Origin of the sequence: Aquiflexum lacus (assembly GCF_015476655.1) — a bacterium.
GTDB classification, from domain to species: domain Bacteria; phylum Bacteroidota; class Bacteroidia; order Cytophagales; family Cyclobacteriaceae; genus Aquiflexum; species Aquiflexum lacus.
Map to the genome: position 1 here is coordinate 1 of NZ_JABFHF010000107.1, position 239 is coordinate 239.

The following is a 239-nucleotide window of genomic DNA, read 5'->3' on the forward strand; positions in this document are numbered from 1 at the left end:
AAAGGCGAGGTTGGGATGGGCTCAGTATTTACCAAGAATCGTTTCATAAATGCAAACAATGATCAGGACTTCTTACATCATTTTGGTATTGGGGTTCAAGGCGGTGTAGGAGTGGGTTATACTTTGACACCTTTCAAAAGTAAAAAATTGGGACTCAACTTTGAAATGCAATATCAACTATACTCTACCAGAGTTGAAGTAAGTGGAATAGGGGACGATCAATGGCGATTTGGATCATT

1 protein-coding gene is annotated in these 239 nt (G+C 39.3%); it reads left to right on the forward strand.

The window, feature by feature from the left end; genetic code table 11:
- Positions 1 to 239: hypothetical protein (locus tag HMJ38_RS25890; RefSeq protein WP_228780283.1), on the forward strand; the 239-nt coding region annotated here is incomplete at both ends.